14 protein-coding genes and 2 pseudogenes are annotated in these 22,015 nt (G+C 56.1%); 6 read left to right on the top strand and 10 right to left on the bottom strand.

The annotated features are described in order from the left end of the window. Positions 1-115 precede the first annotated feature (115 nt). Both OQZ28_RS09085 and OQZ28_RS09080 read left to right on the top strand, forming a co-directional pair. Positions 116-2,602, top strand: coding sequence for a TonB-dependent receptor (locus tag OQZ28_RS09085; RefSeq protein ID WP_458135891.1), 2,487 nt, complete (start codon positions 116-118; stop codon positions 2,600-2,602). Positions 2,603-2,696: 94 nt separating this feature from the next. Beyond that, complete coding sequence (locus tag OQZ28_RS09080) at positions 2,697-4,163, top strand: NCS1 family nucleobase:cation symporter-1 (RefSeq protein ID WP_458135890.1); 1,467 nt, start codon at positions 2,697-2,699, stop codon at positions 4,161-4,163. A 96-nt stretch (positions 4,164-4,259) separates the two neighbouring features. Here the strand turns inward: OQZ28_RS09080 and OQZ28_RS09075 are convergent, their stop codons facing one another. Then, complete coding sequence (locus OQZ28_RS09075; protein ID WP_458135889.1) at positions 4,260-5,669, bottom strand: APC family permease; 1,410 nt, start codon at positions 5,667-5,669, stop codon at positions 4,260-4,262. Between the two features lie 426 nt (positions 5,670-6,095). On the opposite strand from OQZ28_RS09075, the gene OQZ28_RS09070 reads away from it, so the two are divergent. Further along, a complete protein-coding gene (locus tag OQZ28_RS09070; RefSeq protein WP_130731108.1) occupies positions 6,096-6,866 on the top strand; it encodes a helix-turn-helix transcriptional regulator in 771 nt (256 codons plus the stop codon). A gap of 19 nt (positions 6,867-6,885) precedes the next feature. Here OQZ28_RS09070 and OQZ28_RS09065 read toward each other — a convergent pair whose 3' ends face one another. From OQZ28_RS09065 to OQZ28_RS09050, 4 genes are all read right to left on the bottom strand, one after another. Beyond that, positions 6,886-7,833 carry an acetamidase/formamidase family protein gene (locus OQZ28_RS09065; protein ID WP_458135888.1) on the bottom strand — a complete coding sequence of 316 codons (948 nt, stop codon included), beginning with the start codon at positions 7,831-7,833 and terminating at the stop codon, positions 6,886-6,888. Between the two features lie 39 nt (positions 7,834-7,872). Next, complete coding sequence (locus tag OQZ28_RS09060; protein ID WP_342633708.1) at positions 7,873-10,281, bottom strand: TonB-dependent receptor; 2,409 nt, start codon at positions 10,279-10,281, stop codon at positions 7,873-7,875. Between the two features lie 171 nt (positions 10,282-10,452). After that, positions 10,453-10,908, bottom strand: coding sequence for a RidA family protein (locus OQZ28_RS09055; RefSeq protein WP_458135887.1), 456 nt, complete (start codon positions 10,906-10,908; stop codon positions 10,453-10,455). Next, a complete protein-coding gene (locus OQZ28_RS09050) occupies positions 10,908-11,792 on the bottom strand; it encodes a phytanoyl-CoA dioxygenase family protein (RefSeq protein WP_458135886.1) in 885 nt (294 codons plus the stop codon). Before OQZ28_RS09050 ends, OQZ28_RS09055 begins: the two co-directional genes overlap by 1 nt. 589 nt (positions 11,793-12,381) lie before the next feature. On the opposite strand from OQZ28_RS09050, the gene OQZ28_RS09045 reads away from it, so the two are divergent. Both OQZ28_RS09045 and OQZ28_RS09040 read left to right on the top strand, forming a co-directional pair. After that, positions 12,382-12,756 (top strand): TetR/AcrR family transcriptional regulator, encoded by a 375-nt coding sequence (locus OQZ28_RS09045; protein ID WP_458135885.1) that lies wholly within the window; start codon positions 12,382-12,384, stop codon positions 12,754-12,756. Beyond that, positions 12,734-12,961 carry a hypothetical protein gene (locus tag OQZ28_RS09040; RefSeq protein ID WP_458135884.1) on the top strand — a complete coding sequence of 76 codons (228 nt, stop codon included), beginning with the start codon at positions 12,734-12,736 and terminating at the stop codon, positions 12,959-12,961. Before OQZ28_RS09045 ends, OQZ28_RS09040 begins: the two co-directional genes overlap by 23 nt. On the opposite strand, the pseudogene OQZ28_RS09035 reads toward OQZ28_RS09040, so the two are convergent. Next, positions 12,951-13,716: pseudogene (locus OQZ28_RS09035) on the bottom strand (IS5 family transposase). The gene OQZ28_RS09040 and the pseudogene OQZ28_RS09035 sit on opposite strands and share 11 nt — an antisense overlap. Before the next feature lie 74 nt (positions 13,717-13,790). Here OQZ28_RS09035 and OQZ28_RS09030 point away from each other — a divergent pair. Continuing rightward, positions 13,791-13,889, top strand: a pseudogene (locus tag OQZ28_RS09030) (IS5-like element ISMex42 family transposase); the annotation flags it as partial. A gap of 12 nt (positions 13,890-13,901) precedes the next feature. On the opposite strand, the gene OQZ28_RS09025 reads toward OQZ28_RS09030, so the two are convergent. The 4 genes from OQZ28_RS09025 to OQZ28_RS09010 form a co-directional block, all read right to left on the bottom strand. Beyond that, positions 13,902-15,491 (bottom strand): hydantoinase B/oxoprolinase family protein, encoded by a 1,590-nt coding sequence (locus OQZ28_RS09025; protein ID WP_458135883.1) that lies wholly within the window; start codon positions 15,489-15,491, stop codon positions 13,902-13,904. Next, positions 15,488-17,578 carry a hydantoinase/oxoprolinase family protein gene (locus OQZ28_RS09020; RefSeq protein WP_130731105.1) on the bottom strand — a complete coding sequence of 697 codons (2,091 nt, stop codon included), beginning with the start codon at positions 17,576-17,578 and terminating at the stop codon, positions 15,488-15,490. Before OQZ28_RS09020 ends, OQZ28_RS09025 begins: the two co-directional genes overlap by 4 nt. 101 nt (positions 17,579-17,679) lie before the next feature. Next, on the bottom strand, positions 17,680-20,103 hold the full coding sequence (locus tag OQZ28_RS09015) for a TonB-dependent receptor (RefSeq protein WP_458135882.1): 2,424 nt from the start codon (positions 20,101-20,103) through the stop codon (positions 17,680-17,682). Between the two features lie 455 nt (positions 20,104-20,558). Beyond that, positions 20,559-22,013, bottom strand: a complete 1,455-nt coding sequence (locus OQZ28_RS09010; RefSeq protein WP_458135881.1) for an FAD-binding oxidoreductase — start codon at positions 22,011-22,013, stop codon at positions 20,559-20,561. Between the last annotated feature and the right edge of the window lie 2 nt (positions 22,014-22,015).

Raw genomic sequence — 22,015 nt, 5'->3', positions numbered from 1 at the left:
CACGTATTTTGAACCGATATTATCCTATATCCGTAATGAGAGACATTTCTCTCAAGTATCATTCCATATGATGATCCCGGCCTGCCGGGTGGGATAAAGAATAAGGACACCGGCAATGTACCTTGACGGAAAAAGCCCGACCGGATCGCATCCCTCCAGGCAGGCCCTGCCGCTGCTCCGTTTTTCCGTTCAGGCCCCCGGTCATCGGTTTTTCCTGGTGCTGACAAGCGCGCTGGTGCTCGGTGCGCCACGCGGGGCGGCCCTGGCCCGCACGGTAGCGGCCCATGATGGTACGCATGCACACGACGCCCATCCCGCCACCGCCCAGCCACAGGGCGTAAAGGCCACGGGCGGGGCCGAGCAGATCCGGGTGGGGGCCAGTGTTGTCCATTCAGCCGATGGCGTGACCGGGCGCGCACCCGGTGGCGGCCTGATCCAGAAACAGACCGCGCCCAAGGCCCGCAGCACCGTCACCCCCGACTACATCATGAAGCAGTCACCCGCGCAGAACGCCTATAACGCCGTCAAGCTGCTGCCGGGCATCGTAGTCGCCAATACCGACCCCGCGGGCCATGAGAAATCCGCCCTGAGCATGCGTGGCCTGACACAGGACCAGATTGCCAATGTATGGGAAGGCATGCCGCTGAGCAGTATCGGTGGCTACAACCTGGACGTGGCATGGGTGAGCGATAGCGAGAATATCGGCAGCGTTTCCGTGCAGCCCGGCTCATCCAACCTCGATACGCCCGCCATCAACGGGTCAGGTGGCATGTTCGAGTTCAAGAGCCGCGATCCTTCAAAGAAATTCGGCGGGCTGGCCGATGTGGGCGTGGGCAACCGCGACTATACCCGCCAGTTCCTGCGCGTGGACACGGGTGAATGGGGCAAGACGGGCATCCGGTCCTACATCTCGTTCTCCAACCAGCATGACACGTTCTACCATGGCCCTGGCCAGGAAGACTTCAAGCATATCGACTTCAAGATCCTCAAGGAATGGGGCGATGGCAACCGCGTGTCGCTGGTCGGTGGCTTCACGCGCGGCATTATCGGCAACGAGCCCTACTGGGACATGACCATGGCCAGCTGGAAGCAGAAGGGGCTGAAGAACGAACTGGCCGGTTCCTACAACCTCAATGATGCCGCTGGCGGCACCGATTACTGGAAGCTGAACTGGCTGCATTCCAAGACCTTCAACATCGCCGCCCCCTCGCACTTCAACTTCGGGCGGTTCGGGCTGGATGTCACCCCCTATGTCGCGGCCAACCAGAAGGTTTACGGCTCCGGTTTTGAACTCAACGACCAAGTGTACAATGGCTATGGCAGCAGCCCGCAATCCATTGTCATTCCCGGCCAGCAGGCGGGCCAGTCCTATGGCGTGGCCGAGCAGTACAGCAGCCTGAACGAAATGCGCGGCGGCGTGAACGCCAAGCTGAGCTACAAGGCCGGCAATCACCATATCTATCTGGGCTACTGGTTCGATTACGACAATTCCACCAACCTTGTCGGCTATACCGGGGTCAGCAGCGGGGGCGACCCGGCAACCTCATGGGGGCGGGCGCGCAACTCGCTGCGGCTGGGCAACGGGCAGGTTTTCTATTCCCAGAACTACAGCGACATTTCCACCGTCAACGGCATCTATGCGGGCGATACGGTCACGTTGCTCAACGGGCGGCTTGTGCTTGATGGCGGCATGCGCGTGACCATGATCCACCGTGACGGCACTGACAACATTCCTGGCCTGCAGCGCAAGGTCAGCGCCAACGAGTTCATGCCGCTGCCCACGCTTGGCGGCCATTTCCAGCTCAACAAATACGTGCAGATCTTCGGTGGGGTCTCGACTGGCGCCAAGGCCCCGCCTGACAGCGCCATGATCACCACCATCAACCCCAATACCGGGCAGATCGCCAATCAGGGCCAGACCCACATCCATGATGAATATAATATTACCGAAGAAGTGGGCATGCGCTACACCGGCAAATACATCATCGGGTCCTTTACGTATTTCCATTACAACCTGTCGCATCATCAGGTTTCCACCTCGATGTTCCTCGGTAACGAGGCCATCGGGCAGGTGATTGACGCGGGCAACCAGACGACCAACGGGTTTGACGCGGAAATCGGCACGCGCCCCATCCACCATTTCCGCCCCTATGCATCCATGCAGTATCTGCACTCGACCATCGACAACGATATCCAGGGCCTGCCCACCAAGGGCAAGATGGCGGTCAACACGCCCACATGGGCGGCCTCGCTTGGCGTGGACTGGGATAACGGCATCTTCTTCTGGAATTATGGCCTGAACTACTTCTCCAAACAGTATTCAACCTTCATGAACCAGGAAGCCCTGCCCTCGCTTTACACCATGAATGCCACAGTGGGTGCGCGCCTGCCGCGCAACAGCCTGGTGGGGCGTGGGCTGAGCTTTCTCAAAAGCCCGGAAGTCATGCTGTGGGTCAACAACATGATCGACAGCCACGCCTATTCCGCCATCAACAGCGTCAGCCTGACCAATACCACCATCGGCAAGATCCAGGGCACGGCGCCTACTTATAATACGCTGGGGCGTTTCTCCGCCGTAGTGACCTTCCGGGCCGGGTTCTGAGCGGGCACCGTGCAATGGAATCCATGAGCCCGCATGACCTTCACACGGCCACCACACCCGGGCATAGTGGCCTGCGGGGGAGCAGTGTATAAACATGCAGGCACGACCGGAAGCAGTTCCATCTTCTCCAGCCCCGCACGATGACAGGTTACGCAATAGCGATCTGCTCCCTGCGGCAAGGCAGGACTGGAACTGGTACGATTACCTGTCTTTCTGGATGTCTGATGTGCATAGCGTTGGCGGCTATGTCACGGCTGGCAACCTCTTTACACTCGGCCTGCCTTCAGGGCTGGTTTTTGCCGCCCTGCTGGCGGGCGTACTGATTGTAAACGCCCTGTGCAACCTTGTGGCGGTGCCCAGCCAGCGCACGGGCACGCCGTTTCCGGTTGTATGCCGCATGTCCTTTGGCGTGCTCGGCGCCAATATTCCCGCACTGATCCGCGGCGTGATTGCCGTATGCTGGTACGGCATACAGACCTGGCTGGCATCAAACGCGCTGGTGGTGCTGACCCTGCGGCTTGCCCCCGGCCTGACACCATGGGCCGAGGCCCGGCTGCACGGCATGCTGGGGCTTTCAGCCGTGGGGTGGGGCGCATTTGCCCTGTTATGGCTGGTGCAGGCCGCCATTTTCTGGCGGGGGATCGAGACAATCCGCCGGTTTATCGAACTGGCGGGGCCTGCCGTATACGCCATCATGATCGCGCTCGACCTGTACCTGCTCCATCATGTGGGGTGGCGCCATTTTTCCTTGCGCATTACGGGTGCGGGCGCCCCGTTGCATGGCAGCGCACTGGCATGGGCCAGCGTGAATGCCGTGGCACTCGTAGTCTCGTATTTTTCCGGCCCAATGCTCAATTTTGGTGATTTCGCCCGCTACGGGCGCAGTGCGGCGGATATCAGGCGCGGCAATTTCTGGGGGCTGCCGTTCAATTTCATCGGGTTTTCGGCCCTGACAATCTGCACCATTGCCCTGACCGCACCCGCTTTTGGCCATGTCATGATCGATCCGGTGGAAACGGTCGCGCATATCGATAGCCTGACTGCGGTCATATTCGGCATGCTGACATTCATCATTGCCACGGCAGGCATCAATATCGTGGCCAATTTCGTCTCGGCCTCGTTCGATTTTTCCAATCTCTCGCCCCGGCATATCAGCCTGCGGAGTGGCGGCATGATCGCGGCCGCCGGATCGATCGTCATCATGCCATGGAAACTGTATGGCAACCCACAGGTCATGCATCTGACACTGGATGTGCTGGCGACGTTTATCGGCCCGCTATTTGGCATCCTTGTCTGTGACTACTATATCGTGCGCCGCCGGCAGGTTGATGTTGCAGCGCTTTACACGACCAGTGCGCAGGGCCGTTACTGGTACCGCAACGGGGTTAACCCGGCGGCCGTCCTGGCCCTGCTGATTGCGGTGGTGGCGGGGGGCGCGAGCGTGTTCGTGCCTGCTTTATCGGCCCTGTCCGAATTTGCATGGTTTATCGGATGCCTGACGGGAGGGTTGTGTTACCTGGCCTTGATGAAATCGGACCATGCCATCAATTCACCTTCCTGATGACCAGCATATACGGTAGCGGCGCAGGCAGGCTTTGGCAGGAGAGCAGCCATAAAGTCGCCACGGGGTACGTATGTCAGGGCAGCAGGCCGTTTCCTACCGTATTTTCCTGCAGAATATAAAATTGTTTTTCCATCGTGACATAAATAGAAAACCCATTGCGCCACATGCCATCCACATACCCGCCAGTAGAGCACACAAAGCGGCGCGACCATCTTGGTATATACAACTAAAAAGCGCGGCAGCAATAAAGACCAGGCCGAAAAGAGCAATCATGATTTCCCACCAACCGGCTCCACTTTTCTGTTTGTAAAAAGCAACCAGTGCGGATAACTGCACCAATAAATAGCTTATCATGATACATATGGCTCCCACAGTGCCAAAAAATGCATAAATATCCATTCCACCAGAGGGGAGCGCCGGCATGACCGGCTTCAACAGGATAAGCAAAAATTGCTGGGATACAATCAAAACGGTAATCCCGAATGGAGAAAGGATATGATCTGACAGGAATGCTGCGCTGGATGCTGGCAAAACACTGCCCGACCCGCTCACGACATGACGCGCGAGATTGCTGCATGCCGTAATGGCCGCGACTGTTCCGGCAAAAGCAGAGCCGAGTGCCGCAAACCCAAAGGCAACCATGCTCCATCGCCCTATATAGTGGCGGGCCATATCAGCAAGGGCATTGGATGATACGGCCAGGGCCGACAGGCCACCGAGGTGCCGCTCAAAGCCATATTGAATAACAGCCATGACACCAACAAACATGATGCCGGATATGATGACACTTGCCGCCAGGGCCTGATGCATCACACGGGGTGAATGTCCATTTTCTTCTGACAGGGTCATGCATGATTCAAATCCTGCCCAGGACAGGAAGGCAATGACAACACCAGAAAGGATAGAAGATATTCTGATGGGCTCCGCGGGCACGACAGTGGGCGCAACAGCAGCATGAGGCTGCATTAAAACAGCGCCGCACAGATAGATGATCAGGATGATTCCCACCCCTTCCATGGCCAGCAGAACATGCATGATGGTATTGGTCTGGCCACGGATGATCATGAGATTGAAAAACAGGACAAGCATAAAAAACGGCAGGTAAGACGTTATATGCATATCCGGATACAACATATGAATAATATCCGAAACAAACGAGGCTGTCACATTTGGGTTGGCCAGTGAAAAACTTGCATAGGCACCCAGTAGTGCAAGGGATGCAAACTGCCCCGCCCGTTTCCCCAGGACCTGCCCGACCGCAACGTCAGCCATCCCGACATGCCCCCCCATGGAGGCAAGGCGGCCAAAGCTATAGGCGATGGCGGAGATGCCGATCCAGCCAAGCCCGTATACTTTCCACAAGGCAACATGGGTCAGCCCCACCAGCGCCTGCCCATTGGCACACAGGACCACCGTGGGGCTGATGAAAGCCAGGGAAAGCGCCAGAAGCTCGATTAACCCCAGCTTACGTTTCGTGCAGCCGGGTTCCGATGTGCCAGACATGTTGACGCCACCCCACAAGAAAACACAGATACCGTGACAGTCACGGGCATGTCATAAAGCTGTAATGGTAACAGAATGACCATCCCGTTCCGGCCTGGATATCCGTTACGGGATAATAATATAATACCGGACACATATTAAACCCAAATCCATAAAAATATTTTAAACTTTATTCTGGAATACACCTGATGGATTCTTTATTTTATGCATTTATGTTGCCTTATAGCAACATAATTTTCCTTAAACCCGATGCATCCATTATTCCTTTATCAGGCAGCTTGAAATTAACATATTCCATATATAGGATTTTTTTCGGAAAGAACCGGTCAGATACCGTTCATTCCATGCTCTCTTTCGCGCTCCCCCGATCCGGTCCGCGCGTTCAGGCGCGCATCTTCCACTCAACTGGAAGAAAGGAACAAACCCATGAGTCGTCAGAAAACACCGCAACAGCATGACAGGCTTGGCCCTGATATGTCGCCGGTTGCCATGACGGTGATGACGGCTACTCATTCCCAGGAGACATGCCATCCCTGTACTCAGGCGACACTGGCGTTCGGGTGCGATCTGTTACAGGCATCATCTGCCATCCTGTTCTGGGTTGATTCCGCTCAATTTGTTCAGACAATAGAGCTGACCGGTACGGAAGCCGACCTGTTGCCGGAGTATTTCAATAACGGCTTCTATACCTACGATCCCCTCAGCATCCGCAAGGTTCTGAATGGATCAAACAATGTGCTTATGCTGGATCATGAGCGTAGCCACAATTCACATGACCACAACCAGATTCATGATACGTTTTTGCAACGTCACGGAATTGTAGACGAAATCAATTTTCTTTTCCGCAATGAAAATGACGCCGTGGCGCTGTTAAGCGTGATGAAGCGCCAGGTGGACCGCACGCCTTTCCCGACTGATTTCCAGTGGGAAGCCCTGCGCCGTTACATGGAATTTACCCTCCAGCAGCATCCACAGATGCGTGACCGGCGGATATGTCGTGTCCTGAAAGAAAAGTTCCAGCTTACCAACAAGGAAGTCGAGGTCGTTTTCCTGCTTGAAAAAGGCGCCTCGAACTGGGAAATCTCGGAAATAATGCATATCGGGGTTTCGACCGTAAAAACCCATATTGTCAATATATTGAACAAGACTGGCGTCGGCAGCAGGGCGGCTGTCGCCGCTTACATGCGCTCCTTATGATGCCCTGCTGGCTATCGCTTTAATGAAACACAATGCGGGGAAAATAGAACGATACGATAAAATTCGGCACATCCACGATCTCGCTCACGCGCAGATCCCCGCAAACCGAGCAGAGCATGTAAGCATTGATGGGTGAGATACCATACTGGCACCCCAGCAGGTCGATCATACGGGAAACACTTTCCCGTGCAGCCTGAAACAGGTCGGGGCCGATCCCGGTCGTAACTTCATATCCTGCTCCGTCAAGATGACGTGTAACCGGGCCGGAAGTGGTCAGGCGCGGCGCGGGCAGAGCCGTGCGCTTGAGTAACTCAACACGTATTTCCACATTCATGGCGCTTTCAATTGCGGTTCCGCATACTTCGCCATCACCCTGCGCCGCATGCGTATCTCCCAGTGACAGGAGCGCCCCTTCCACTTCTACCGGCAGGTAAAGTACGCTCCCTTCAGCGATATCGCGCAGATCCATGTTGCCCCCTACCCGCCGTGGCGGCACAACGGAATGCGGGCCCGGCTCTGCCGGGGCTACGCCAATCGTGCCAATAAAGGGCTTCAATGGCACCCGCACGCCCTCATGGCCAAAAAGCGCAGGCCCCAATGTGACACGATCGTAGCGCCATAGATAAAGGGATGGCTCGGGAAACTGGTCTGCCAGCAGGCCAAAGCCGGGTATGTTCGCAGTCCAACCCTGCCCCGACGGATGGAAGCGGTTGACGGTTATTTTAAGCGCATCCCCCGGTTGCGCACCCTCTACATAAACAGGTCCGTTAAGGGGATTGATGCGCCCGAAATCGAGTGTCTCCAGTGTGCGGGCGGTTGCATCCACGTCTATCTGACCGCCAGAAGCATCGGCACACTCGAAGCACAGAACGTCACCAGACCCGGCAACATGAACGGGCGCCGTGTCACGGTTCCAGCCAAAATGCGCCTTATGGCGGTGAATGGTATGTACGCAGGCCTGACACATCTGGCGGAACCTTCTATAAATAAAGGGAAAGCAGCCTGTTTAGAACTGCGCGGAAACCGTGCCGAAATACTGCCGGGGCGCACCGATAAACAGCGTCGGATAGTCACCGGAGAGTGGATAACCCTCGATCCCCATGCCTCCTACATAGGTGGTATTGAAAAGATTGTAGACACCAAAATTAATCTTGAGGTTTTTGGCAAATCCGATATGCCCGAAATTGTAGGTAGCCGAAAGGTTGGCCAGCCAGTAAGCCGGTACGTATGTGTCATTCACATAAGAAAGCGGCCGACGCCCTGTATAGGTCGCGCTGAACGTAGCGCTGGCATTTTTATACGTGTATGTCGCATTGGTTTTATACATGAACTTGGGGTAGGCAACCTGGTGCTTGCCTTTCAGGCTCACATACTGGCCTTCATATTCAATACCGCCTTCATACTGCGCATCATTGTAACTGAAGCTGTTGAATATTTCCAACCCTTTGACCGGGCGTAGTGTTGCAGAAACATCCGCGCCGTTCATGGTTTCCTTACCTGCATTGGTAAAGGTGCTGTAAGGCTGGAAAATATTGCCCGCTTCCGTACTGACCAGCCGGTTATAATAATCAACATGATAAAAATCGACCGAGGCAGACAGGCGTCTGGAATTGTACCTGTAGCCGACAACATAATCCCATGTCCGTTCAGGCCGCAGGGAGTTTTTGGTATCGTTGAAAACCTGCTGGTTGGAATCTGTCCATGCCCCGCCATTGGGCATGTTCCACGGATAATAAGTATAGGCGCGCATGTTTTCCGCTATATCGAAATACAATTCATGGTGCCGGAGAAAGGTATAATTCATTGAAAAATGCGGGAGAAAGGCATCTGCCGCAGTCAGGTTGCCACGCGGCAGGGCACTGGCTCCTGTATAGGCGGCGTTGTTGTAACTTGCACCACCATGCGTGGTCTGCAGCATGGAGCGAAACCCTGCGCTGACCGTCAGGTTACGCCTGATGTGATATGTATCCTGCAAGAAGAACTGGAAGGTATTGGTATTGTACTCATCGTCGAATTCAGTCGTATAGGGATTGACATATGGCCCCATGGAACTGATCGGCTGCCCCTGCCCCAACAGGGGTTCGCTATACAAACGGGCAGGGAAACTGTTCCAGTTATTTTCATACCAGAAGCCAGCCTGGATGTGGTTCGATGCAATATCATACTCAAAGGACTGTATGCCACCGATCCGGCGCATGCCCATATGGCCGACATACTGGCTCATGGGCGAACCGTTGGGGGAAGGAATGGCTTCCTCCATTTCATAGTTGCCGCTGGAGACATGGGCATACAGGATTGTTTTTTCTGTCAGGCGCGGTGTCAAATGGAATTCGGCAATAAGGGCGGAAAGGAAATTACGCTGTTTCTGCCCGGCATCATTATAGGTTGCACTTGATTCATCCTGCGCATTACCCAGTTTCTGTATATTGGCTGAATAGTTCCCCTGTGCTGCGGCATAGGCCTCGCCATAGTTCGGGTAAAGGTAATTCAGGTTTCCGCCCAGTGTTTTCAGCATATTCAGGCTTTCCGCCATGTAATTGTACTGGTCCAGTTCGGACCAGTCAAAAATGGCAGAGATTTTGCCTACATCATGAAATGGCTGAACAAGTTTGAAATTGACCTGCTGGGCAAGCTGGTCGCCATAGCCTTTCCATAAATTATCGTCAGTCCGGGCATAGGAAGCATAAAACCTGGTTCCCGAAGCATTCAGCTTGCCACTATCCACCCGGGCAAACGTGCGAAAGGTGTGGTTGCTGCCAAATGTCTGTGATACGCGTCCGCCTGCCTCTTCGTCAGGGTCGCTGGTGCGGTAGGTCAGGGCACCACCAAGGTTGGTTGTGGAGGGCGTGCTGAGCGCCCCCCCACCCTGGGAGAGTTGCATGCCAGCAATATTATCCTGAATCACCGCCTCATTGATATCGAGGCCGTTATATTGCTGGAATCCCTGGTCACCCATGGGTATGCCGTCAAGCGTGGCGCCGATCTGGCTCTGGTTGAAGCCACGGATGTAAAGCGTATTTGCCACCGTATCGAGGCCGAACGGGTCATCGGATGCAAAGCTTACGCCCGGTGTCGTATTCGCCAGCACGGCCAGCGGGCTGGTGCCGGGAACATAAATGTCCATTGTCTTGCGCGATACGGCCTGCTGCGACCCGCGGGAAACATTATGCGCCGTGGAAACCCTGAGCATTTCAGGCGCTGGGGGCGGCACGGGCGCGCTGGTCGTGGGCTGGGCAGCACGGGTGCCTGCACGACCTGAAGGCTTGACATGGCGCGGTTTGGCTGTCGTCGTATTATCTGCCGCGACTGGAGCAGCATAGCTGCTTTCTCCCCCCAGTCCGATGACAAGGGCGGGAATGGCAACTGCGCATGACAATGCACAAGTAAGATGATACCTGTATTGAAGTATATTCATAAACCTGTACTCCTTTTTATGCCATGCAAGAATGACAATAATTTTTATTTATAAAAATTCATGCCGTGCATATTCCCGATTTCAAGATGCGGTTTTTACAATCCATACGCGATCGCGTTACAGAAATGGATGCCCCAGCAACCCACGGGTTGCGCATGGAAACACAAAGGGTCATGGCGTTACGGAACCTGAAGCGCAAACTCCTTGCGGAACGGCAGCGAATACCGTTATTTCCAATTTCTGTTTGGGAAGAAAAAGCGCAGAGACTTCCACGATTGTGCTGGCCGGGCGATTTGGGCCCACCCATTTAGCCAGCAATGCTGCATGGGCGGAAAGTTCGGCAATATCCGTTGTATAGATGGTCCAGCTTAACAGATGCTCGCGTGTCAGGCCGTCCGCTTTCAGGCAGGCATCAAGCGTTGCCAGCACGAATTCAATCTGCCCGGCCATATCGTCTTCGCTGATGATCTGCAGGTTTTTCAGGCCACCCCTAAGCGGCGCAACACCGGCATAGTGGACCATGTTGCCGAACTTGACTGACTGGGAAAAACCCATGGCGCCGAAAATATCCGCGTCAAGGTAACCGATATCCGGTGCCGTGCGGCTAATATTGGTGCAAGTTTTCATTATTTGCTGCTTTTTGCAAGATCGGCGGCCTGGGTGGAGGTCAGGCTCTTCTGCCCGATGGACGAAGTATTGTGCACTTCATGCGGCATGTTATCACGCACGATCGTCATCGGATCTTCGAAATCACCAACATAACCCAGCGCGAAACAGCCGGTCTGATATCCCATCAGCTTCAGAAGGTCATCAGGCAGCGTTTTCGCGATCTCGACCGGGGTTGTGAGGTACTGGTTTTCTTCCTGCCTCACCCAGCCAACAGCATAGGTAATATTGATGGCCTGACGTATTTTTTCCGATATGTTGGCACCGGCTCCATGCCAGACCTTGCCCGTATAAAACAGCGCGGAACCACGGCGCATTACAGCGGGAACGGCTTCACTGTCATCGTATTTGGTGCGGTCATCCAGATGACTGCCGGGCACGACGCGGGTTGCCCCCATTTCTTCCGTATAATCAGTCATGGCCCAAAGAATATTGCACTGCACATCGTAATCCGCGGGAAAAGGGAAAAAATCCCATACGATCTGGTCGAGATGGAGTGCCTGTGCAGGCGAACCCGGAAAGACGCTGATGATCTGCGTCAGATGCAACTGGACTGTCGTGGCCTTGTGCAGAAACTGCTTTGCCACCTGCGTGGCGGTATTGTTCATGACAAGTTCACGCGCCGCGGGTGAACGTGCAATCAGGGCGCCCGTCCGTTTTGTGAGTTTCCCGATGAAATTATCAGCCCCGTAGAGAGTATGATCAATATAAGACTGCATTTCCTTGGTGATCCTGTCCATCAGTTCCGGTGATGCCAGGTCATCTACAATCGCGTAGCCATATTTACGCAGGGTTGCGACCACTTCTTCAGGTGTAGCCGTGGGGGGAAGGTGAATGGCTTCCATGATCGTTTCTCACTTGGGTTGTGACTGAAAACCAGCGTGCGTGTGCTGACGTGGATTTTCAATCCATCTTTGGATCGATAACGCAATGGAATTGCCGATCACATCCCCCAATGGAACGGTCCTGTCGCAGGAACCCATCAAGTAGGGACAGGTCATGGCCGCCGGTTCGCGTTCCCGGCCTCCATGCCTTAAAATAATATTGTGGAATAACAGATGTTACGGCACGGAAGGCAAGTCCCAGCGTGTCCCGATCGCCAGTTCAATGCCTGCCCTGCCTGCAATTACGACGGCCTGATGGCGCAAGGTCCAGTATCATGCAGACTCTGGCCGCCACCATGTTAAAGTAACGACGGGTCACGACCAGATACGATCACGGCACGCACATTCATGCCCGCAATCCAGTTTGCTGCAAGCGTCATTATTGTGGCGGCCAGATTGATGCTTTCCCATGCCCCGGGTAAGATGCCGAGCCTGTTAAAAGCCCTTGCGAGACGGTTTCGTCCCCTATAATCCGAAGGAACTGTAGACAGAAGGTCGAATGGCGGATCAGGACAGAAAGAGAAAATTTTCGGGTCGGCCTGACAGCTGGATGTCAGGAGAACTGGATGCCCTGATCCTGAAAACCGCCACCCGCCTGTTTGGCGAACAGGGCTACGCCGCCACATCGGTCGAACAGATCGCCGCCGTGGCCACGGTGGGCAAGCAGACCATTTACCGCCAGCACCCCTCCAAGGTAAACCTGTTCAAGACGGTCATTGCCGAACCGGGAAACAGCTTCCTCCTCGCCGCCTCTCCATCGGATGAAATGGTATCCAGCGATCCGCTGCAGGCGCTGTACAAGACCATGCGGATGCTGCTTGACCTGATCCTCAGCCCCGAAACACTTTCGCTGAGCCGCCCCTTCATTTGTGAAGGATGGCGTTTTCCCGATCTGGTGGACCATGCCGGTGCCCATAACCTTTGATCTGCTGGAAAAACTGAGCTGCAAGCTTCTGACCGCCGCCTCCCGCACGGGCCTGCTGCAAGAGGGATGCGAACCTGAAGAAACCGGACAGGTGCTGGCCACGCTCTGCCTTGGGGGACCACACCAGCAGATGCTGTTCGGGCGCAGGATCCTGACAATGGCAAAGGAGCACGACGACTATCTAGGCTCAGGACTCATTCTTTGAAGGAAAAGATGAAGCTTGCTGCGATCTGGATTGCGGACATGAACGTATGAGCGCACCGGTCGCACCTGACCGCAACACGTCGCCAGTCTTTCAACTTTGCAAACATGGTTTCGATAAGGTGGCGCTTTTTATACAGGTGCCAGCTGTAAGATGGCTTTGATTTTCCGGTTCTTCCTCGGTGGAATGCAGGCGGTAATGTTCCGTCCGGCACGAGATCATCTGATCCGGTTGCTGTCATACCCCCGATCCCCAAAGACCCCTTCTGTTCCTTCCAGTAGGTCCGCCAGAAGAACACCTGCCCCTTTGAAGTCACTGACCTGTCCAGCAGTCAGATACAGGCGGACAGGCCGGCCCTAGCCATCACACACGGCATGCAGCTTTGAGTTCAGTCCGCCTTTTGTCCGTCCGATATGGCGGGGAAAAGCCCCTTTTGAGCAGGGACGCCGTCGTCCTGTGTGCCTTGAGGTGTGTCGCATCGATCATCAGGCGTTTTGATCGACCCGCCCGTTCACTCATATGCTGCAAAGATCCGATCAAAAACACCAGGACGGCTCCAGCGGATGAACCGGTTGTATAAAGTCTTATGCGGACCATACGCTTCCGCCGCATCTTTCCACTGAAGGCCGTTAAGGATCACATAAACGATCCCCGCTCGGAACCCGCCGGTCATCCACGCGCGGCATGCCGTGAGCCAGAGGGAAATACGGCGTAATCCCCTCCAGCTGGCTTTCAGACAGCAAAAACACGTCACTCACAGGCTTACCTTCCACGAGGATCTGTGAATCATGGAATATCGCTCAATTCAATAAATTAATAGATCCTGAGCCAGGTCGAAAGCCTGTGGGCGAGGCGCAAGGAATGGCGGGCTGTCGCGACCCGATACGAGAAGACAGCCACATCCTTTCCCTCCGTCATCCTCCCTGCTGCTCCTGACAGGCCCTTAATGGCTTCCCCATCCGCCCCCACCAGGCGTTTCGATGGAAATGACTTCTTCTGCCTTCATCGTAACGGACCCTTTACCACCAACGACCTGTTCATTGCCGTCCCGGTCCGTCTTGACATTGCGCCCAACCGCACCGTCCTTACCCCCATGCAGCCCGTAAGGACTGAACCGACGCCGGTCCGACTGGAACGAGACACGGGCCTCATGCCCGATAACCCGAAGGGACCGGATGACACCACATCCGCCCCTGTGCCGCCCTTCCCCACCGGAGCCTTCGCGCAATTGGTAACATTCGACACGCAGCGGATAAGATATTTCCAACGCCTCGATAGGGGTATTCATGGTATTGGTCATATTGACCTGCACCCCGTCCATCCCCGCCCCATGTGGCCGACCGCCCTGTCCGCCACATATTGTCTCGATATAGGTATAGGACTGCCCGTTTCTCGGATCGACGCCCCCGATGCTGACAAGGTTCATTGTGCCCTGGCTCGCAGCGGGAATGCGATCAGGCGCAATCTGGGCAAACGCCCTGAGAACCGCATCAGTGACCCGCTGCGTTGTCTCGGTATTGCCTGCGCACACGGCGGCCGGGGCCTGCGCATCAAGGAAGCTGCCCTTGGGAATACGGATATCCAGCAGGCGCAATACGCCTGCATTGGCCGGCAACGTCGCATCAATCAGCAGCTTGACGGCAAAAAATGAGGCTGACTGCGTCATCGGTGCAACCGCGTTGACGTTACCCGCGCATTGCGGCGATGAACCTTCAAAATCAAGCACAAGCCTGTCGGGGGAAATTGTGGCGCGCACGCATATCCTGACGGGATCGGTATTGGAGCCGTCATCGTCAAGAAAATCTTCCGCCTCGTACACGCCGGGCGTCATTTCAGCCAGGCGGCGACGCATCCGGCGTTCGGAATAGTCCAGGATGGCTGCAAATCCGCTTGCCAGCGTGGCATGGCCAAACCGTTCGGCCACCTCCTCCAGCCGGGCGATGCCCACACGTAGCGCGGCAAGCTGGGCGTTCAGGTCGCCGCGCCGCTCTTCGGGCGTGCGCACATTGCGCAGGAAAATGGCCTGGATGTCTTCCTGGAGCACGCCGGCACGATACAGTTTGACAGGCGGCAGAATGATGCCTTCCTGATATATGCTGCGCGATGCCCCCGGCATCGAACCCGGTTCCATTCCCCCCACATCGGAATGGTGGGCGCGCGTGGCAACGTACGCAACGCATGTGCCATCAATAAACACCGGTGCCAGTAACGTGACATCAGGCAGGTGAGCGCCTGCTACAAACGGGTCATTGACCATCACGATGTCACCCTGCTCCAGCGGCCCGCTCCGCGCAAGGATCGGTGCCACTGCGCGCATCATGGAGCCAAGGTGCACGGGCACATGCTCGGCCTGGGCAACCAGCTGCGCATGCTGGTCGAACAGGGCGCATGATGCATCCATCCGCTCTTTGATATTGGGGGAGAAAGCGGTCAGCTTGAGTACTGCCCCCATTTCCTGGGCCACCGCTTCAAGTGCATTGCGCAGGACCTCAAGCGTGATCGGGTCAATCGGGTTAGCTAGCGGGGCACTCACAGCGCGACCTCCACAATAATATTGCCTGACGGGTGTACAACCGCACGATCATCGGGATAGAGCACGGTCGTTGCCGAGACTTCCTCAACCACCGCAGGCCCGATAATGACATTACCGGCACACAGGTGTTCACGGCGGTACACTTTCGCCGTATGGAACGACCCCGCCTCGCCTGGCTGCGCGCCTTCAAAATAGATCGTCCGTTCGCCACGGATCGCCTCTGGTCCGCACTGCTCGCCGCCCGCTGGCAGCACGGGCAGGGCGGGCGCATCAATATGTCCGATCGCGGTTGCGCCAAACCCCACAATTTCAATCGGGGCCTGCGGGTCTGCGTGCCCGAAGCGCTGACGGTGCGCTTCATGGAATTTCCCGGGGAGCGTGTGCCACGCAGCCCTCAGGTCCCCTTCCAGCACGATCGAGAGTTCATAACTCTGCCCCCGGTACCTGACATCGGCCCGCAATTCGACCGACCGCCGCGCCTCTGGCACGCTATCGGCCGCCAGCAGGGCATCGCCGCGTGTGCGCAGATCCTCAAGGCGTGCGATGACCGTATCCTCGGCCAGATCGGCATGGGCTGCGATGAACGTCTCGTTCACCTCGTGCCTGAGATCGGACACAAGCTGCCCCAGAGCACACAGGATGCCTGGCGTGGGTGGAACCAGAATGGTCTTCATGCGCAGTTCACGCGCCACTGGCGCGCAATGCATGGGACCAGCCCCGCCAAAGGGAACCAAGGCAAAACTGCGCGGGTCATAGCCCCGTTCGACAGAGACAACCCGGATACCGCGCACGATATTGGCATGCGCCACACGCAGCACGCCGGCCGCCGCCTCGGCTATCGACAGCCCCATGGGGTCGGCCAGATGGACCCGGATGGCGGTCTCGGCCGCCTGCAGGTCCATGAGCATGTCACCACCCAGACGGGTCTGGCTGTCAAAACGGCCCAGCACAATATTGGCGTCCGTTACGGTGGGCAGCGTGCCACCGCGTCCGTAACATGCGGGGCCGGGCACGGCTTCAGCGCTCATTGGCCCCACGCGCAGTGCGCCACCCTCGTCAATCCAGGCAATGGAACCACCACCTGCCCCAATAGCGTTGATATCAATGACCGGCAGTCGGATGGGAACGGTCTCGAGCACCGCGGAACGGGTAATGGCAGGCCGCCCGTTGCGGATAAGGGAGATGTCGGTGCTGGTTCCGCCTATATCCATGGTGATGATGTCATGGATATCGGCAAGGCCAGCCACATGGGCGCTGGCGACTACCCCTCCGGCCGGGCCGGACAATACGGTATGCACCGGCTTGGTACGGGCGCCGTCAATGGTCATCAGGCCACCTGCGGCATCGATCACCATGATTGGCTTGTCCGCGCCCAGGCCCAGTCCTTCGCCCGGGTCACGCAGCAGGTGGGAAAGCGAGCGCAGATAGTTTTCCATGACAGGGCGCAGATAGGCGTTCATTACCGCCGTGCTGCCGCGCTCGAATTCGCGGAATTCGGACACGACTTCCGCCGAAGCACACACGACCACCCCCGGCAGCAGGGCCTCGAGCCTTTCACGCGCCCGGCGCTCATGCGACGGATTTGCGTAGGAATGCAGGAACAGAATCGCAACGGCCTGCACGTCAGCGGCCTTCATTTCATTGGCGATCTGTTCCAGCGCGCCTTCATCCAGGGGCTCGACTTCTTCTCCGGCCGCATTCATGCGCCCGGCAACGGTAAAGCAGCGTTCACGCGGGACCAGCGGTTCAGGCCTGACCACGTCGATATCGAACAGGCTGGGCCTGTTCTGCCGTCCGATGAGCAGGATATCACGAAAGCCCCGGTTGCAAAGCAATGCAGTCCGCGCACCGGTGCGCTGGATGACCGCATTGGTCGTGGTGGTCATTCCATGCCCGACATAATCGACATCGGCACCACTTTTCCCCTGAAGGGCCAGAGCTGCCTTGAGGCCCTGCACCGTGCCCACGGCCCGATTGGCTGGTGTGGTCGGCACTTTGGCAACGGTGATGCGGCGGGTCGCCGCATCATATGCAATACTGTCCGTAAAGGTTCCACCGACGTCGGACGCAACGCTTAGCTGCGACAATGCTTGTCTCCTAAAACATAGAATTAACGCGACCCGTGCAGGCCGATATAAGGCCCAGCACACGCCCTGGAGCCTGTGCCAGCCAGTCTGTCATACCCTGTTTAGAACTCGGCCCTGATGGAACCGAAGAACATCCGCGGTGCCCCGGGCGCCAGCGAGGCATAGGTCAGCGCACCGCTGGAAATGGACATTGGGTTACCATTGGCCCCCATGGTCGAGATGTAATGCGTGTTCGTAAGATTCGTGATATTGAGGCTGAAGATCAGGTTTTTTACGACCGAAAGCTTCTTGTCATATTTACCGAGGTTAGAGAGCTTGTACTGGATGCCCAGATTCGCCATCCAGTAACCAGGCATCTTCACATCGCCTGTATAGCTGTAATTTCGCGCCCCGATGTAGTTTCCATCAATATAGGCGGTGGCATTGTGCCATTCATACGATAGCCTTCCCTTATACATAAAGCGCGGATAATTGACGATCTGCACGTTCTTTGTATTGTAGGCAATGCCAGCACTGCTGATATTGTTATCATAAACCGCGTGATCGTAACTGATACTGTTGGTAAGCGCCAGATTACGGATGGGGTTTACGGTAACGCCCACATCCACGCCGTTCATCGTCACGCCACCAACATTCTCGACAACCGACTGGGGGTTGATGATGCTGCCGGATGTAACCTGCTGCAAGCGGTTTTGGAAATTGGTCCTGTAGCCATAGACCGACGCAGAGATGATCTGTGACGAGTACCGGTAACCGGCTGCGTATGTCCATGCGGTTTCAGGATGCAGGGCGGCAGCGGATGAGTTGTACGCACTCTGCGTAACCGCGAAGGGCGAGTTGGAAAGGTGATACCCGGATTCCGCGTAGGTATGGACGTTCTCCGAAATATCAATAAAGAACTCATGCCCCGGCAAGAAGCGCCAGTCTACGCTGATATGAGGCAGGAACGGCTTGGAGGTCGTCAACCCGACCCCGCTCGCGATCTGCGCGCCAGCACCATAAAAATTCGGATTGAGGAAACCATTGCCAACCCGCGTCGTGCTCAGAACGGACTTGAAGCCGAAATGCAGCGAAAGGTTGCGGATCGGGGAATAGGTATCCTGAAAGAACGCTGTAAACGTATTGGTATTATATGACTGGTTGAACATTTGCGCAAACGGGTCGGTCCATTTACCTAGCGTCTGCGGCAGTTGCCCCTGCACGACCCCATTGACCACATTCGGCACCGCATAGGCGTTCATGGGTGACTCGTAATGGTTGTTTTCATACCACACGCCCGCGCCAAGATGATTATGCGCGATATCGTAATGGGCTGCCGACATGATCCCGAAACGGCGGATCATGGGTTCCTTGATCACTTCTGCCAGGGGCGAACCGGACGGATCGACCATATTGGAATATTCACTCGTGGGCGCAGTCCACGTGGTCTGAGCTTCCTCACCATGGCCATAGGCCGTGGTGGTCCAGCGCAGGTGGTTGGTAATGGCAAGGTCTGCCTTCAGGCCGCCCAGATAGTCAACCTGGTTGGTGCCGCCATCGTAGTACGCAATATCACGCTTGCTGCTCAGGCCGTTATAGGATGCCGGATAATTGCCCTGCGCCACCTGCGTAGCCGTTTCATACCCCGAGGCGCCGCCATTGGTATAATCGGTTACCCGGTCGCCCAACGCTGCGAGCACGGCAGGTGATTCACTCTGGTAATTGTTCTGGTGCAGGTCCGACCAGTCAAAGAACGCCGAAATCTCGCTGCTGTCGCCAACGGGCTGTACCAGCTTGGCATTCACCTGCTGCATGAATTGTTCGCCATAGCCCTTCCACTGCGCCGTATCGTTGCGCATGTAGGATGCGAAGAATTTCGTCCCGGTCTTGTTCAGCCGGCCACTGTCGAAGCGGAAGAACGTATGATACGCGTCATAACTCCCGAAACTTTGGGAAACCACACCGCCCATCTTGTCTTTCGGGTCACTGGAACGGTATTGGAGCGCGCCACCAAGGTTGCTGGTCGATGCCACGGCTTCTGCACCTGCAGACTGCGAGACGTCGATACGGGCGACGTTTTCAGAGGAAATGGCCTGAATGGGATTTAGGCCGTTGTAGTTGCGGTAGGTGAACTCACCAAGCGGGATGCCATCAAGGGTTGCGCCGATTTCCGACTGCTGGAAACCATGCATGAACAACTGGGCCGACCAGTTATCTACGCCCTGTGCATCATTGCCCTGAAACATCACGCCTGGCATTTCCCCCAGGACCTTCAGGGGGTTGGTCCCTGGCACCTCAAGCGCCATGCGCTTTTGCGTGACCGAGGCAATCGCACCACGCGGCACGTAATGCGACTGGACTGAGATTTCTTCAGGTGCAAGGTTTGCATTGACCGCGCTATCATGCCTGGAAGACGATGTGGCATGAGGCCGTGACACAGCCCTGGGCTGCACCTTTTTGGAAGCGGCACTGGCTTCATGGCACACGGCCGTAGCCATGATCGTTGTTGCCAAGAGTGCCTTTGATAGTGGAAAAGTGCGTCTCATCACATATCCTATCGAAGCTGGGAAAGGCTGCCGATCCATCAGTTTTTGACTTGGTGCAGGACGACCTGACCGTTACGTCCCGCCATGGCGCGTCGATGTCAAAAGCACTGCTGAACTATATAACTGGCGTTATTTCGTTCTCCATTCATGCATTTCGGAATGTTCATTTTTACATAAAAAGAGGAACATCTTCATACAGACCATTTTATTTTATCAAAGAAATAACGGGTATTTCACTGATATGGTAAAACCGGTCAAAACACCATGCTGTTTCGATAAAGTAATGTAATCCGGAAAAAGGCGAAGCTGACAATAAGTTTTCCTTATTCCTGCCCGGTCCGCCTGGCCCCCTTATGCACCGGGCAGGCTGCTGCCCTTACCCTTCAAGGTGCCATGCCGCCTGGTTTCACAATGATCATACCAAGCCACGCAGGTCATTTTTGGATGGCGTTGCATCATGCCTCCCCGCCTGATCCTTCACGCATGATGCGCGGCAGGACACGGCCGGGATTCATAATATTGGCCGGATCAAAAGCCGCCTTGACCGCCTCCATCATCTGCAGCTCAAGATCATCCTTGTAGGTGGCCATCTCCGGCACATGAAGTGCGCCGATACCATGTTCGGCACTGAACGTGCCTTTGAAACGCATGGCCTGATCATATACCAGCTTGTTTACCCGCTTTTTCATCCCGGCCTGATCCTGAACGCCAGCCCAGACGCTTTTTTCAAACATAACATTATAGTGCAGGTTGCCATCACCCAGATGACCCACAATTACTATTTGCGCCTGCGGAAACGCGGTCGCAACCGCTGCGCCGGTTTCCTCAATGAATGCCTTCAGGGCACGCAGGGGAACGGCGATATCATGTGAAAACCCCATGCCTTCCGTTTTGTTCGCTTCGGTCACGCTGTGGCGTATGGCCCAAAGCGCCTCGCGCTGTGCCATGTTGGCCGGGATCACCACATCCGTGATCAGCCCATCCTCGATCCCGGCTGCAAGCCGTGCCTCGAATTCGGCAAGCTGGGCATCACGATCCGCCCCGCAGGCAATATCCACCAGCAAAAACCAGGGGGCATCCGCATCCAGTGGGCAACTGACGTGGGGAACGTGCTTGAGGACCAGTTGCAATTCACTGCGCGAGATCAGTTCCAGGGCAGTCAGCGTGCCGCCAAAGTGCGTCCGTAGCATCTGGGCAACCGCCAGGGTTGCCTCGAGCGTGGGGTGGGACATGAAGGCAGTAATCATTTCAGCCTGCCGGGGAAAAAGCCTGAGCGTGGCCGCCGTAACAACGCCCAGCGTTCCTTCCGCCCCGATAAAGAGCGCACGCAGGTCGTACCCGGTATTGTCCTTGCGCAGCGTGCGCAGGCCATTCCAGACCCGGCCATCTGGCAGCACTACTTCCAGACCCAGCACCAAATCGCGCATGTTCCCATAACGCAGGACGGCCGTGCCCCCCGCATTCGTGGCGATATTGCCTCCGATCTGGCATGATCCTTCCGCACCAAGGCTGAGTGGAAACAGCAGGCCAGCCGCCTCTGCCGCGTCCTGTACATTGGCCAGGACACAGCCTGCCTCAACCGTCATCGCGCCATCTTCCACGCTTACGTCGATAATCCGTGACATAAGTGACATGTTCAGCACGATGCCCATGGATGACAGGGGCGGCACGGAGCCTGCGCATACGCTGGTATTGCCGCCCTGCACATAGACGGGTACCGCATGACGGTGGCACAGCGCCACCACCTGCGATACCTCCGCCGTGCTGCGCGGCCGTACGACACACAGGGCATCGCCCCTGCAGCGCCCCCACCAGTCCTCAAAATAGGGCAGAACCTGCGCGCTATCGGAAATTACGCCGTTATCTCCCACACATGCGCGCAGGCTTGCCATGAAATGTTCTGTATTCATCA

The sequence above is a fragment of the Komagataeibacter sp. NFXK3 genome (genome assembly GCF_054182245.1).
Note: the sequence above shows the minus strand (reverse complement) of the source record. Positions and strands in the feature narration are given on the sequence as shown.

What these genes read in the sequence shown, in the direction of transcription:
- OQZ28_RS09085 (WP_458135891.1), top strand. Translation starts at nt 116, where the DNA reads ATGTACCTTGACGGAAAAAGCCCGACCGGATCGCATCCCTCCAGGCAG.
- OQZ28_RS09080 (WP_458135890.1), top strand. Translation starts at nt 2,697, where the DNA reads ATGCAGGCACGACCGGAAGCAGTTCCATCTTCTCCAGCCCCGCACGAT.
- OQZ28_RS09075 (WP_458135889.1), bottom strand. Translation starts at nt 5,669, where the DNA reads ATGTCTGGCACATCGGAACCCGGCTGCACGAAACGTAAGCTGGGGTTA.
- OQZ28_RS09070 (WP_130731108.1), top strand. Translation starts at nt 6,096, where the DNA reads ATGAGTCGTCAGAAAACACCGCAACAGCATGACAGGCTTGGCCCTGAT.
- OQZ28_RS09065 (WP_458135888.1), bottom strand. Translation starts at nt 7,833, where the DNA reads ATGTGTCAGGCCTGCGTACATACCATTCACCGCCATAAGGCGCATTTT.
- OQZ28_RS09060 (WP_342633708.1), bottom strand. Translation starts at nt 10,281, where the DNA reads ATGAATATACTTCAATACAGGTATCATCTTACTTGTGCATTGTCATGC.
- OQZ28_RS09055 (WP_458135887.1), bottom strand. Translation starts at nt 10,908, where the DNA reads ATGAAAACTTGCACCAATATTAGCCGCACGGCACCGGATATCGGTTAC.
- OQZ28_RS09050 (WP_458135886.1), bottom strand. Translation starts at nt 11,792, where the DNA reads ATGGAAGCCATTCACCTTCCCCCCACGGCTACACCTGAAGAAGTGGTC.
- OQZ28_RS09045 (WP_458135885.1), top strand. Translation starts at nt 12,382, where the DNA reads ATGTCAGGAGAACTGGATGCCCTGATCCTGAAAACCGCCACCCGCCTG.
- OQZ28_RS09040 (WP_458135884.1), top strand. Translation starts at nt 12,734, where the DNA reads ATGCCGGTGCCCATAACCTTTGATCTGCTGGAAAAACTGAGCTGCAAG.
- OQZ28_RS09015 (WP_458135882.1), bottom strand. Translation starts at nt 20,103, where the DNA reads ATGAGACGCACTTTTCCACTATCAAAGGCACTCTTGGCAACAACGATC.
- OQZ28_RS09010 (WP_458135881.1), bottom strand. Translation starts at nt 22,013, where the DNA reads ATGAATACAGAACATTTCATGGCAAGCCTGCGCGCATGTGTGGGAGAT.